At 42.8% G+C, this 14,141-nt stretch carries 13 protein-coding genes and 1 pseudogene; 3 read left to right on the forward strand and 11 right to left on the reverse strand.

All coding sequences use genetic code 11. The features are described from left to right. Positions 1-102: 102 nt before the first annotated feature. The 3 genes from NXM86_RS14550 to NXM86_RS14560 form a co-directional block, all read right to left on the reverse strand. Positions 103-309: a hypothetical protein gene (locus tag NXM86_RS14550; RefSeq protein WP_012749361.1), complete on the reverse strand. Its 207-nt coding sequence runs from the start codon at positions 307-309 to the stop codon at positions 103-105. Between the two features lie 257 nt (positions 310-566). Then, entirely contained in the window at positions 567-1,853 is a 1,287-nt protein-coding gene (gene aceA, locus NXM86_RS14555; protein ID WP_498958213.1) for an isocitrate lyase, read from the reverse strand. A 22-nt stretch (positions 1,854-1,875) separates the two neighbouring features. After that, the gene (locus NXM86_RS14560; protein WP_498958214.1) at positions 1,876-2,652 is read right to left on the reverse strand and encodes a M48 family metalloprotease; all 777 of its coding nucleotides are present in this window, start codon (positions 2,650-2,652) and stop codon (positions 1,876-1,878) included. An 84-nt stretch (positions 2,653-2,736) separates the two neighbouring features. Between NXM86_RS14560 and NXM86_RS14565 the strand changes: the two genes are divergently transcribed. After that, the gene (locus NXM86_RS14565; RefSeq protein WP_041269821.1) at positions 2,737-3,327 is read left to right on the forward strand and encodes an SCO family protein; all 591 of its coding nucleotides are present in this window, start codon (positions 2,737-2,739) and stop codon (positions 3,325-3,327) included. A 269-nt stretch (positions 3,328-3,596) separates the two neighbouring features. On the opposite strand, the gene NXM86_RS14570 is transcribed toward NXM86_RS14565, so the two are convergent. Then, positions 3,597-3,902, reverse strand: coding sequence for an AzlD domain-containing protein (locus NXM86_RS14570; RefSeq protein WP_062753883.1), 306 nt, complete (start codon positions 3,900-3,902; stop codon positions 3,597-3,599). Next, positions 3,895-4,614: an AzlC family ABC transporter permease gene (locus NXM86_RS14575; RefSeq protein WP_012749356.1), complete on the reverse strand. Its 720-nt coding sequence runs from the start codon at positions 4,612-4,614 to the stop codon at positions 3,895-3,897. The genes NXM86_RS14570 and NXM86_RS14575 overlap by 8 nt, the downstream gene beginning before the upstream one ends. Before the next feature lie 332 nt (positions 4,615-4,946). Between NXM86_RS14575 and dat the strand changes: the two are divergent. Continuing rightward, positions 4,947-5,812, forward strand: a pseudogene (gene dat / locus NXM86_RS14580) (D-amino-acid transaminase). A 30-nt stretch (positions 5,813-5,842) separates the two neighbouring features. Here dat and NXM86_RS14585 read toward each other — a convergent pair. The 5 genes from NXM86_RS14585 to NXM86_RS14605 all read right to left on the reverse strand — a co-directional run bounded on the left by NXM86_RS14585 (position 5,843) and on the right by NXM86_RS14605 (position 11,254). Continuing rightward, positions 5,843-6,637: an ABC transporter ATP-binding protein gene (locus NXM86_RS14585; RefSeq protein ID WP_012749354.1), complete on the reverse strand. Its 795-nt coding sequence runs from the start codon at positions 6,635-6,637 to the stop codon at positions 5,843-5,845. Beyond that, on the reverse strand, positions 6,603-7,607 hold the full coding sequence (locus NXM86_RS14590) for an ABC transporter permease (RefSeq protein ID WP_143416008.1): 1,005 nt from the start codon (positions 7,605-7,607) through the stop codon (positions 6,603-6,605). The genes NXM86_RS14585 and NXM86_RS14590 overlap by 35 nt, the downstream gene beginning before the upstream one ends. Positions 7,608-7,661: 54 nt before the next feature. Next, positions 7,662-8,654 (reverse strand): ABC transporter substrate-binding protein, encoded by a 993-nt coding sequence (locus NXM86_RS14595; RefSeq protein ID WP_081188634.1) that lies wholly within the window; start codon positions 8,652-8,654, stop codon positions 7,662-7,664. Positions 8,655-8,790: 136 nt separating this feature from the next. Further along, complete coding sequence (locus tag NXM86_RS14600) at positions 8,791-10,329, reverse strand: fatty acid--CoA ligase family protein (RefSeq protein WP_081188635.1); 1,539 nt, start codon at positions 10,327-10,329, stop codon at positions 8,791-8,793. 190 nt (positions 10,330-10,519) lie between these two features. Continuing rightward, the gene (locus NXM86_RS14605) at positions 10,520-11,254 is read right to left on the reverse strand and encodes an MBL fold metallo-hydrolase (protein WP_012749350.1); all 735 of its coding nucleotides are present in this window, start codon (positions 11,252-11,254) and stop codon (positions 10,520-10,522) included. Between the two features lie 149 nt (positions 11,255-11,403). Here NXM86_RS14605 and yhfH point away from each other — a divergent pair, with 149 nt between their 5' ends. Beyond that, on the forward strand, positions 11,404-11,541 hold the full coding sequence (gene yhfH, locus NXM86_RS14610; protein WP_012749349.1) for a protein YhfH: 138 nt from the start codon (positions 11,404-11,406) through the stop codon (positions 11,539-11,541). A gap of 149 nt (positions 11,542-11,690) precedes the next feature. Here yhfH and NXM86_RS14615 read toward each other — a convergent pair whose 3' ends face one another. Beyond that, positions 11,691-14,084, reverse strand: coding sequence for a YhgE/Pip family protein (locus tag NXM86_RS14615; RefSeq protein WP_498958215.1), 2,394 nt, complete (start codon positions 14,082-14,084; stop codon positions 11,691-11,693). Positions 14,085-14,141 lie beyond the last annotated feature (57 nt).

Consider the following 14,141-nt stretch of genomic DNA (forward strand, 5'->3'; position numbering starts at 1 on the left):
ATAATAAATCCCATGACCAAAGTCATGGGAGAAAGGTGTTTTTAGAATGACTAATCTCTCGCGAACTCTTCCACTTATTAATGGAATGAAAGCGGAAGAGGTTCATGAATTATGAAATGTTTGCCGAATTTCTTCTTCCGCTAAATATTCATTTGCTTGTTCAATAGCTGTATGCTCGCCAATCGAACCTCCAGCATATGTTTCCTCATTCAAAAATGCCTGCTGAAAATGAAAATCTGTACTTATGCGAAACTCTGGATGCAACGTTGGCTCAAATGGCATTTCTCTTTTTTCATTTTCCTTTTGCATATGATAATCGCCTCCCATGTTTAGGATGTGTTAGTATTTCCAAATTATACAAAACCAGAAGGCACATTGTTATTTGTAATATTTCATTGGGAAGGCAACCATAAAAAGCGATCATATGATTCTCTAACATATTTTTACAGGAACATGTATGCTTTCTTGTCTAATTTTATCATTTCTATATATCACTCGATAACAAAAGGGCACGCTTATATCAAGCATGCCCTTGTTTCTTCTATATGAAATCCCCCATTTTTCCCTTATGCTGTCGTAAATTGTTCTTCTTCTGTCGAACCTTTCAACGCGACCGTTGATGCTTGGCCGCCGGAAATCACTTGCGCTACTTCGTCGAAGTAACCAGTACCAACTTCGCGTTGATGTCTTGTTGCCGTATAACCATATTTTTCTGCGGCAAATTCTGCTTGTTGTAATTCTGCATATGCCGCCATACCACGCTCTTTGTATCCGCGTGCCAATTCGAACATGCTGTAGTTTAATGTATGGAAACCAGCGAGTGTAACGAATTGGAATTTGTAGCCCATTTTTGCGAGTTCTTTTTGGAAGTTTGCAATCGTTTCGTCGTCCAATTTTCTCTTCCAGTTAAATGATGGCGAGCAGTTGTAAGCGAGCATTTTGCCTGGGAATTTTTCATGAATCGCTTCTGCGAAACGACGCGCTTCTTCTAAGTTTGGCTCGCTTGTTTCGCACCAGATTAAATCTGCATACGGCGCATACGCTAAGCCGCGAGCAATCGCTTGGTCAAGCCCTGCTCTCGTGCGGTAAAATCCTTCCGGTGTCCGTTCACCAGTAATAAATTCCTGGTCACGAGGGTCGATATCGCTCGTGATTAAATCCGCCGCATTCGCATCTGTACGTGCAATCAACACAGTCGGTACACCCATGACGTCTGCTGCAAGACGTGCCGCAATTAAGTTACGTACCGCTGTTTGCGTTGGAAGCAACACTTTTCCGCCTAAGTGACCGCATTTTTTCTCCGAAGAAAGCTGGTCTTCGAAGTGAACACCTGCTGCACCTGCTTCAATCATCGCTTTCATCAATTCAAACACATTTAATTGACCACCAAAACCTGCTTCTGCGTCAGCAACAATCGGTACGAAATAATCGACATCTCCGCTTTGTTCCAAATATTGAATTTGATCGGCACGTTGCAACGCTTGATTAATCCGTTTCACCACATGAGGTACGCTATTGGACGGATATAAGCTTTGATCTGGATACATTTGCCCTGCAAGGTTTGCATCTGCCGCTACTTGCCATCCGCTTAAATAAATCGCTTTTAAACCGGCTTTCACTTGCTGAACTGCTTGGTTTCCAGTTAACGCCCCAAGGGCATTGATGTAATCTTCCGTATTTAGCAATTTCCAAAGTTTCTCTGCTCCGCGACGAGCTAATGTATATTCAATATCAATCGAGCCGCGCAATTTAATGACATCTTCTGCGCTATAAGGACGAACAATCCCTTTCCAACGCTCCTCATTTTTCCAACTTTCTTCCAATTGTTTTACACGTTCTTCAAAACTAGCCATTTCTCTTCCCCCATCTCTATTGTTATAATACATTATCGTTTTGTACGTTGTTATTATATAACAGAATCACAAAAAAGAAAACAGTTTTTTTGAAATTTTTTAAAAAGAATTTCAAAAAGGAAATCTTTTTTGCTTTGTCACTGTTTTTTCCGTAAACCGGCTGAATGAACATAAAAAAAATCATAAATGGCACGCATAACACCCACGCATACAGCCACCAGCGCCTTTCAAAGCGGCGAAGGAGCCAATACAATACTGTTGCAATCAACATAAACAGCACCGTATCAACAAAAAAATTGGTCAGCTCATCCTTCAACCAACTTGATACCGATTGCGTGCTAATGCCATATGCGCGGGAAAGATGATAGCCGACAAAATTTAGAGGAAGCGAAAATGCCGCCACAATGAGGGATAACCAAAATACATATAGGACGGATCGAAGCGTAAACCACTTTGTTGCTCGCTCCACCCACGTTTGCAACGCTTTAGCAACACCGAGCGCCAAGAGACAAAAATAAATTAGCCATTCGTACGGAACGGCGAGAAAAAATAAAAGATCCTTCCACCTCGAATATTCTTCGCTTAACATTTGCTCTTTTGGTGTTAAAAATGTCGACGGATCGGCGCTCGTTCCTTTCCACTCTGGCGGAATCGATGTATCAGCAACGAATAAATACCATGCCATTCCTATTCCATACAGCACATAAACGAAGAGTATCCAACGAACGACTTTTTCATTACTTGCAACCTCCTTTTTAGCAACCAACACTGCTATTTTTAGTGTAATCAACTTCGCCATAATTAGAACGCCAAAGAACTGTCACAAATATCATCCGTATAAATGACTATTTTCCTGTATGATAAACATAGGAGAGTGATAATGGTGAAAAAATTGTATTTATCGCTAACCATCTTGTTTATTCTTTGTGTTGGTGCCGGAGCATTTTATTTCACCGTATATCGGCAGGCAAAGATGGAACTGCCTAGCGATGTTGTAATGGAAACAGCATGGGGGGATGAATATCGTTTTAGTGATATGAAACCGAAAGTTCGCTTGCTTGAATTTATGTATACAAATTGCCCGGACGTTTGTCCGAATACGACATTTCAAATGACAAAATTACGCGCAAAACTAGAAAAAGAGCACGTGTTTGGGAAAAATGTCGAGTTTATTACGATTACCATCGATCCGAAGCGGGATACTCCGGAAAAGCTGCAAGCATATGCGAAATCGTACGGAGTCACCAACGGCAATGAAGGCTGGCTGTTTTTGCGGGGAAATGAAGCAGATACAAAAAAAGTCGCCGATGCTTTTGATTTCCAATATCGCGACCCTGGAAACGGCATGCTTGTCCATACGACGTTAACCTACTTATTAGATGAAAACGGGCGCGTTATTGAACAATTTGGCATGGGAAAAGAACGATTTAACGTACAGGAAGTTTATGAGACGATTATGGACGAAATAAAATAAAACAAGGAACATCCTAGTAAAAAGCTTCAGTCTTGTGATGAGCTGAAGCTTTTTATTTTATATATCAAACTGTTCACAAGACGATTGCTTGTTTCCTGCGCTCTCTGCTTTTATCAACATATGAGTGTCAACCGAAGCACTCTTATTCTGTTGCCGCCACTCCCACTCCATCTGCCTTTCCATTTTAGCAATAAAAAAGGTAAGCACATATTAGGAACAGAAATATGTTTGGCTTACCTTTTTACTGCGTTCATCATTCTATTGACCATTTATGCAAGCAGCGCATAAACGCTCAACACCGCCACAGATACGAGAACGACAATGATAACGTTCGCGCCGAGCCATGCCGCCACAAATGCGCTTATAAAGCCAAGAATGCCAAACCAAATATCTTCATGGATGAAAAAGATTCCTGGAACGATAAGCGCACCTAACGTCGCATACGGAACGTTTTTCAAGACACCTTGCCAAAACAGCGGCAGCTTGACGCGCTGAAACACGACAAGCGGAAGCATACGCGGAATATATGTCACAAGCCCCATACCGATAATCATCCAAACGATCGCGCTATTCATCTTGTTCCGCCTCACTTTCTTTCGCGAAACATTGCACGGCAATTGCTGCCGCTAATGTCGCAATCACAATTGACCACCCTTTGGAAATATGCAAGAGAAGCATGCATAGCGAATTGATGACTGCGGCCATTCCCGCAAGCAAAATGATTTTTCGCTGCTTTTTCAACGCTGGAACGAGCAAACCGATAAACATCGCATATAGAGCGACCGACATGCTTTTTTGCAAGCTTTGCGGCAAGCTGTCGCCGACAAGATAACCGATGCCCGAATTCACCACCCAGCTGCCGTATGACATCAAAATAAGTCCAAACATATAAGAGGCGGTCACGGTCCCTTCTTTCATCGCCGCCACGGAAAACGTTTCGTCCGTAATGCCAAATGCATAGAGCGCCTTTTTCCAAAGAACGTCCGGTTCCGCTTTTTCATTTAACGAAGCCGACATAAGAAAATGGCGAATGTTTAAAATAAACGTTGTCAACACAATTTCAAACATTCCCGTGCCAATGGAAAGCAAGTTTAACGCAATGTACTGGGAAGCTCCAGCAAACACAATAACGCTCATCAGCACCGTTTCCGCGGGCGTTAATCCCGTTGTTTTCGCGAGAAACCCAAACATCAGCGCAATCGGCATATAGCCAATCGCAATCGTCACCCCTGCTTGCACGCCTTGGCGAAACGGCGATGATTTTCCCGCTGCCAATGTCGTTTCCACGATGAATCCCCCGTTTCTGTCTAGCTTTACGTAATATTATCTAAAAATTGTTTATTTTTTGCAATAATCAGTTCATCATGATTCGACGGGGATATATTAGAACTGCGATCTCTCCTTCACAGATTCCCAATCTCTTGTTAAATAACGAAAAAGCATCAATCAAAACGGCGGCATGTCTTTCTATATTCCAGCAATGTTTTATAGGGGACATATTGATGAAGATGGGTATCACCTTAGTAAAAAAAAGAATTGCTATAAGCTGCTCTTTTTTGTTCGTGATATACTGATAATAAATTGAATTTTCACACTTCTGAAAAAAGGAGCTGGAACCGATGACGTTAAAGCTGTACGTACTAACGGAAAAACAATTTCTTCCTCGTCATGAAGTAACCTATCCAATGGAAGAACGGGGGCTGCAGTTTGGCGATGGGGTTTATGAAGTCGCGCGCATCTATCAAGGAACGTATTTTTGCTTGAGGAGCATATCGACCGCCTATACCGTTCTGCGGCGGCGATTCGCCTTTCTGTTCCTTTTGACAAAGATGTGCTGATGGAAAAGCTGGAACTGCTGCGGGAAATGAACAATGTGAAAGAAGACGCGATTCTCTATCTTCAGGTGACAAGAGGGAGCTTCCCACGCAACCACGCGTTTCCGGCCGAGAATCGTCCGAATTTGTACGCCTATATTCGGGAAATGCCAAGAAAAATACGAGAAATCGAAAATGGAGTGCGTACGATTTTAACAAGAGATGTCCGCTGGGAATATTGCTATATTAAGAGTTTAAATCTTCTACCGAACGTGCTGGCAAAACAAGAAGCAACGGAACGCGGGGCGTTTGAGGCAATCTTTTACCGAGACGGAGACATTACCGAAGGCAGCTCCTCAAACATTTTCCTTGTCAAAGACGGAAAAGTTTACACCCACCCAGCGACAGAGCGCATTTTAAACGGCATTATCCGCATGAAAGTGAAAGAATTTTGCGATTTATTTCACATTCCATTCGTCGAAGAAGCGTTTTCCATCGAAGATATTGCCCAAGCGGATGAAATGTTTTTAACAAGCACCACATCAAGCATTATTCCAATCATCCAAGTCGAAGAGCAACTCATTGCCGACGGGAAGCCAGGAGAGGTTACAAGAAAACTTCAAGCGGCATATGAAAAAGCGGCGGGGCTTGCTGTCAAAAACGCAAAATAACAAAGCGGGGAATCGTTCCCCGCTTTTCTATTATCCTAGCACGGCGCGGTCGCTAGCGAATTGGCTTCCGCGGATGCGCTGAAATTCTTGTAATAGACGTTCAACCGTCAATGATTGCTTTTCTTTGCCGCTCGCTTCGAAAATAATTTGCCCCCGGTCCATCATAATCAGACGGTTGCCCAAGCGAAGCGCTTGTTCCATATTGTGCGTAACCATTAATGTCGTCAGTTTATATTTTTCTACGATTTCTTTCGTCAGCTCCGTAATTAACTCTGCACGCGCTGGATCAAGCGCCGCCGTATGCTCATCCAAAAGGAGCAAATCCGGTTTCGTAAATGTGGCCATTAAAAGCGACAACGCTTGGCGTTCTCCTCCAGACAATAGCCCGACTTTCGCGGTTAAGCGGTTTTCCAAGCCAAGATGAAGCGTCTCGAGCGTCTCACGGAAAAAATCGCGCCGTTTTTTCGTCACCCCGAATTTGAGCGTTCGCCGCTTCGTGCGATTATAGGCAAGCGCCAAATTTTCTTCAATCGTCATATTCGGCGCCGTACCGGCGAGCGGGTCTTGAAACACGCGGCCGATATAGCGGGCGCGTTCATGTTCCCTCAGTGCCGTTACATCTTTTCCATTAATCCAGACAGAACCAGTGTCGGGGAAGAGCCGGCCAGAAATAATGTTCATCATCGTCGATTTTCCCGCGCCATTGCTTCCGATGATCGTGACGAAATCACCGGGAGCTAATGTTAAGTTAATCGGCTGCAACGCTACTTTTTCATCAATCGTTCCCTCGTTAAATACTTTTGTAATCTGTTTGAGCTTCAGCAACGCGCTCCCCCCTCTCTTGTGCTTGTGTTTTGCGCTTTTTGCTCCGTTTTTCTTTTTGCGCTGCGACAATGTTTGGAACAATGAGAGCAACTATTACAATAACCGCCGTAATGAGCTTTACGTCTCCGGTTTCCAAAAACTGCACACGCAAGGCAAGCGCTAAAATGACGCGGTATACAATCGCTCCACCGATGACCGCTAATGTCGCACGCGCAATCGTACGCGCTCCGAACAACGCTTCCCCGATAATGACCGAAGCAAGCCCGATGACAATCATGCCGATTCCCATACCGACATCGCTAAACCCTCCATATTGCGCGACAAGCGCTCCCGAAAAAGCAACGAGCGCATTAGATAAGCCAAGTCCAAAAATCGTCAGCCAATCGGTATTGGCGGAGAAGCTAGAAACCATTTGCTTATTGTCGCCCGTTGCGCGCAGTGCTAAGCCAATTTCCGTTTTCAGCAACTGATCAAGAAGCAGTTTGATAACTATGGCAACAAAAGCCATCGTCACGAAAATCGCCCATGTGCGCGGTACAAACCCGGCAAAAGAGATCATGCTGTTGATCGCTTTGTCTAGCCCTGCATTTTGCCATGCTTCCGTCATCGCCGTCATTACCGTGTCTTGCTGTAAAAGCGGAACGTTCGAACGCCCCATAATCCGCAGATTGATAGAATAAAGTGCAATCATCATTAAAATTCCCGATAATAGCGGATTAATCTTCCCTTTCGTATGCAATATTCCGGTGATCGAACCAGCAGCAAACCCGACTAACAACGCGGCGGCAGAGGCAAGAAACGGATTCGTTCCGTTAATAATAAGCACAGACGCCACCGCCGCCCCGGTCACAAAGCTTCCATCTACCGTTAAATCAGGAAAATCTAAAATACGAAACGATAAATACACTCCTAACGCCATAATCGCATAAATAAATCCTGCTTCAATCGCACTAAAAATCGCTGTTGACATAATGCTCCCGTCCTTTGAAAGTACATCCCTCCTTAAAGGAGGGATGCACTATATTTATTCAATATATTCTGCAATGGAATCCCATTCTGGGTTAAGCTCGATGCCCATATCTTTTGCCGCTTTTTTGTTAATAAGCAGCTTCAACTTCTTCGGATATTGCACAGGCAGATCAGATGGTTTTTTGTCATCTTTAAGAATTTGTACAGCCATCTCTCCTGCTTCATATCCAATGTCATAATAGTCAAACCCGTAAGCGGCAAACCCGCCGCGTTTCACCGAATCTAATTCACCGGCAAACAATGGAATATCATGGTCGCTTGCTACTTGGATCACCGACTCGAGCGCGGAAACAACCGTATTATCCGTAATGATGTAAATGCAGTCCGCTTTGCCGACAAGTGATTCCGCTGCTTGTTTCACCTCAGCCGTTGTCGATACAGAAACAGGAACAATTTTTAAATCTGTTCCTTTCATCGCCTTTTTGACGGTTTCGACTTGCGCCACTGAATTTTGCTCTCCAGAGTTATAAATCATGCCAACGCGATTTCCTTTTACGTATTTATCAATAAACTGCACTGTTTTCGGAATCGCATCAGGATGCGTATCGGTCGTTCCAGTGACGTTCCCTCCAGGTTTTTCTATTGATTGTACAAGCTGTGCTCCAACCGGGTCAGTAACAGAAGTAAACACAATCGGAATATCTTTTGTCGCATTCAACGCTGCTTGAGCGCTTGGAGTGGAGTTAGCAAAAATTAAATCAACTTGATCGGAAACAAAATTATTGGCAATCGTTTGGTTATTGTTCATATCTCCTTGGGCAATTTGTACATCATAGGAAACGGACAGCCCCTTATCTTTCAACGCTTGCTTAAATCCTTTTAACGCCTCGTCCAATGATGGATGCTCCACAATTTGTGTTACCCCGATGCGATATGTTTTCTCTTTGTTTCCTTCACTTTTACTTGTTTCTTTCGCACCGCACCCGCTCAATAATAAAAAACTTGCCGAACATAACATTGCGATTTGTTGAATCCTTTTTTTCATCATCCCATCCCCCTAGCAAACAATACTTTATCGCTTTTATACTTTTTAGCTTTTATGCATTAAATTATATAAATTTATTATTCTATTTTCAACTATATATTTTAAGAAAAAAATAAAAGTACCGAAAATTCGGTACTTTTTACAACTTCGATGAGAGTTCTTTTAATGCACGCCGCAAAATTTTTCCTGTTGTATTTTTCGGCAATTCATCTAAAAACTCAATGGAGCTTGGAACTTTATATTTTGCTAGATGCTTGCGGCAGTATTCGATGAGCATTTCCTCCGTTAATTGCGGATTTTTCGAAACGACAAAACATTTCACCGTTTCTCCATAATCTGGATCAGGCGCGCCAACTACAGCCGCTTCCACTACATCTGGATGACCGTATAGAACTTCTTCTACTTCACGCGGATATACGTTATAGCCGCCAACGATAATCATATCTTTTTTCCGATCGACAATGTAGAAATATCCTTCTTCATCCATTCTTGCTAAATCTCCTGTATAAAGCCAACCGTCACGAAGCGCATGGGCTGTTTCTTCCGGCATTTTGTAGTAACCTTTCATGACGTTCGGACCGCGGACAACTAGTTCGCCGACTTCTCCGACTGGCACTTCTTCGCCAAATTCGTTCACTACTTTGTTTTCGACATTCATAATGCTTGTTCCAATCGATCCAGGTTTTCGCGGACGATCGAGCGGGTTAAAGCATGTTACGGGAGATGCTTCCGACAATCCGTATCCTTCCGAAACGATCACTTTGAATTTTTTCTCAAAGTTTTTCAATAACGCCACCGGCATCGAAGAACCGCCCGAGATGCAGAGACGAAGCGTACGGAAATCGTCCGCGCTTCCGCCTTCATATTGGTACAGGAAGTTATACATCGTCGGTACACCTGCAAAAATCGTTGCTTTTTGTTCCCGAGCAATGTTGAAAATTTTCGCTGGACTAAACTTTGGAACAATAATCACCGTTCCGCCATTCATTAGCGGTGCATTCAGCGCGACGGTTAGACAAAAGACATGAAACATCGGCAATGTCGCAATAACACGATCGTTTTCATTGATTTTTAAATAATTGGCAATATCTTGAGCGTTGCTATATAAGTTTTTATGGGTCAACATTGCTCCTTTTGGTTTTCCTGTCGTCCCCGATGTATACAAAATTACCGCGGTATCATCATCCGCCAACTTCGGTCCTTGGAAGTTCACATCACCAGATCGAAGTACATCTGTAAACGATTTCATTTGTTCCGGCAAAGAAATTCCTTTTTCTTTTCCTTGCGGAGTTTCGCAAATAATCACATGTTCTAGCAGCGGCAAGCGTCCTTGCATTTGTATAAACAACGGAACGAGTAAGTCCAAGGCAATAACCGCCTTTGCATCTCCATTCATCAAAATATAGCTGATTTCATCGGGTGTATAAATCGGATTAATCGGAATAACGGTTGCTCCTAACCGCAACGCTCCGTATAATCCAATCACGAAATATGGTGAGTTTCCGATTAACAAGGCGATGTGGTCACCTTGTCGAATTCCCATGTTATACAGGCCGCTAGAAAACTTGGAAATCGCCGCATCTAACTCTCCATATGTACAACTTTCACCTTCAAACCAATACGCTTCCTTATTCGGCAATTGATCTGCTACCTCTGCCAGCCGCGATGATAAATTCACCAAAATCCCTCCCCCATAAAAGATACTGAATGAATTATCATTCATTTTATAATTTAAAAAATTCTAACTAGATTTTATTATAAGAAAAAAGAAAAAAGAGAGCAAGAAAAAGCTTGCTCTCCTAATTGAGTCACTGTCGTTTGTTTTTCCAGAAAACATTTTGATTGGCTGAATGGGGGATAAACTTTTTCTATTTTTCCCACACTAGTCCTGTTTTCGCTAACTGCACTTTGCCGGAAAACACTGCATTTGCCTCGCTGACAAGCTGCGTATGCTCTCCAAAATGCGGCAAATGGGTTAACCATAGTTCCGTTACGTTTGCATCACGGGCAATCATTGCTGCTTCTTCGCTCGTCATATGGCCGGCGGGAGCGGCGTTTTGCCCGGCGTAAAAATTGCATTCACAAATAAGCAAATCCGCATTTTCAGCAAACGGCGCAAACTCCGGTAAATAGCTAGAATCAGCCGTATAAACGACCGTTGCATCTCCTGCTGTAATTCGCATCGCATAACAAGTAACTGGATGCACTGTCTTCATAAAGGTAATGTGAAACGGTCCGACTTGAAGCGATCGTTCCGGATCATAAGCAACCGCTTCGGTAATCCCCTCATGCGCTAGACGGGCAAATTCCCCTTGATCAAATGGGTGCCCGTAAATCGGAAGCACTGGCAATTGTACTCCAAGATTCTTTTTGATCAGCCGCGCATATTGCAATGGACCGATATCCGCGACATGGTCATGATGATAATGAGATACGATTACCGCATTTAATTTTTCGACAGATACATAATTTTGCAATTTCGAAAGCACGCCGCTTCCACAATCCACTAACAAGCGAAATTCGTCATGCTCAAACAAATATCCGGAGGTTGCTTCATTCGCTGCTGGAAAACCTCCCCAATAGCCAATAACCGTAACTTTCATCGTACTCCTCCTTATGTACTCATCTGTTATCATCATACATAAATTTAGTGGACTTTGCATCTTTGGCGAAATTTGTTTTAAAACAGTTATTGACAAATCACATTCTGTTATAATACAATACAAGTAACAAAACAACGGAGGCGATCGCAATGTTAGTAAAAGTGTTAGAATTTTTCAAAAACCTACCGCCAAAAAAATGTGTGCAATGCGGCAAAGAAATAGAAGAACAGCATGAATGCTACGGAAACACATGCACTAATTGTTTAGGCGTCGTTTATCATCAATAACACGAAAAACGTTTCTGTCTATATACGTAAAGGTGCTTCTCTCTAGAGGCATCTTTAATTTTTTTTGTATGGATCGTCATTGAATCTATATGTGTCCGCGCTGCTTCATTCATAAACGTTGAACGTAGATGAAAAAAGCTTCCAAAGCATTACGCTTCGGAAGCTTCGTTCATCTGTTTATCAAACTGACGTTTATGCTGTGCAATAAAGTATAAAATTGTTCCTACCATGAAAATGGCAATAAACAAGGCTAAAACAGCTGCGTTATGCCACATAAACGCAAAATCTCCACTAGAAATAACCGCTTTAAATCCAAGCACCGAATATGTCATCGGCAACCAAGCATTGAAGTATTGCAATACGTCTGGAATCAATTCAAGCGGGAACGTTCCAGCACTTGTTGTAAGTTGCAAAATTAATACAACAATTGCAATAAAACGCCCCGGATCTGCCAACGTCGTCACTAGGAATTGAATTAACGCAATAAACGTAATGCTTGTGATCATCGTAAATAGTATAAATCTAGGAACACTTTGGACATGAATGTCTAATGCTCCAAGTAATACGGCATCTGCCAGCAATGATTGGATAATCCCAACGGCTACTAAAATGCCAAATTTCCCAATAAACCAGCTAAATCCTGATTTTGGCACGTCCGCTGGTTCACGCAATGGAAACACAATGGACAAAACAAGGGCGCCGACAAACAATCCTAGCGATAAGAAGTATGGTGTAAATCCGGTACCATAGTTTGGCACATGATTCATTTTTTCATTTTTCTTTTTCACTGGATCGGCAAACATTTTATAAGTATCATCATTTGCTTTGACATCACTCGCTTTTTTCGCGCCATCAGCTAGTTTATCTGCCAACTCATTCGATCCATCCTCTAATTTTTTCATTCCACTTACAAGCTGATCAGAACCGTTAGCAAGTTGATTCATGCCGTTGGAAAGCGACACAGCGCCATTTTCAAGGTCATTCATGCCATCGGCAAGCTTTCCGGACCCATCCGCAAGCTGATGCGCGCCATCTTTTAATTTGTTTGATCCTTGGGCGAGCTGATGCAACCCAGAAGACAATCGATCACTTCCCGCGACTAACTGATCAACACCATTTTTTCCTTCTTGTAATTTTTCCCCAAACACTGTTAATCCTTGCACTACTTCCGACTGGCCGGCAACAAGCGCGTCAGCACCGCTTGCTAATTGTTGCTGGCCTGCTAAAAGCTTTTCGACTCCTTCGCTTAACGCAAGCTGGCCATTATGGAGCCTAGAAGCTCCCGCAGCAAGCTGATCCGCACCTGTTTTTAATTGACCGGCACTATTCGATAACTGTTCCATTCCTTGAGCGACTTGTTTGCTTCCTTCGGATAGAGGAAGTAATTGTTCTTTCAAAGTTTGTAATAGCATTTTTTCTTTTGGATCTGTTGCTTGTGCTGCTAACGCGTCCAATTGGGCTACCGCTTTCTCCAATCCTTGGCTTACTTGGACAGCGCCTTTATTTGTCTTCTCAGCCCCTTGCTTCCATTGTTCCATCGATGCGGAAAGCTTTTGTGCTCCATTTTGTAAATTCTGTGATCCTTGTGTTAATGGCGGAATGTTTTCTTTCATTTGTTGCATTCCATCAAGCGATTGATGAAGACCGCCGGACAGTTGTTTCGCACCATTCTCCACTTGTTTCGCGCCAGCTAATAGTCGTGAATGGCCGTCCTGCATTTTTGCAAAACCATTTTGCAGCTGATAGAGCCCGGCGTTTAGCTGATTAGCACCTTCGCTAGCCGATTGCAATCCATTTTCAAACGTAAGCGATTTTTCAGCGAGCAGTTTTAAGTTTTTATAAAGCTCATTAGCACCATTTTTTGCCGCATGCGCTCCTTTCGCTAATTTTCCGCTTCCTTCTTTCGCGGAATGCAGACCGCTTTGCAGCGAGACACCGCCATCATTTGCTTTTTGAATGCCGTCATGCAGCTGTTTTGCACCTTCGCTAGCCCGATCAAGTCCTTTCGCCATCTCGCGGATATTTTCAAACATCGCTTCCGCATACGTTTCTGTCACCGTATTGGAAACTTCTTCTTTAATCTTCTCTACGGCACTATCGCCAATTTGCGCCGATAGGAAGTTAAATCCTTCGTTTGGCTTATAGATGAGTTTCATCGGTTTTGGATGTTCATTCTGTAAAGTCGTAGCATTTTCCGAGAAATCTTCCGGAATTTCAATGGCCATATAATACTTTTGATGTTGCAATCCTTTTTCCGCTTCTTTTTCAGAAACAAAATGCCAATCAAATTTCTTGTTTTCTTTCAGCTTTTCTACTAACTTATCGCCAATTTCCAATTTTTCACCGTTCATCGCTGCTCCTTTGTCGTTGTTCACCACAGCAACAGGCAATTTATCCAGATGAGCGTATGGATCCCAAAACGCCCATAAAAACATTCCACTATATAATATCGGAATGCATATAACAGCAATAATCGATATCAATGCCTTTCGATTACGAAAAATCGCATGCGCCTCTTTCCATAATAATGAGAGTCCTCGCATTTTCTCCCTCCTCTATACAATTGACCAATTTGTCCATTTGGTCATTTTTAAGCAAAA

Source organism: Geobacillus sp. CX412, from assembly GCF_027942335.1.
Lineage (GTDB): Bacteria > Bacillota > Bacilli > Bacillales > Anoxybacillaceae > Parageobacillus_B > Parageobacillus_B toebii.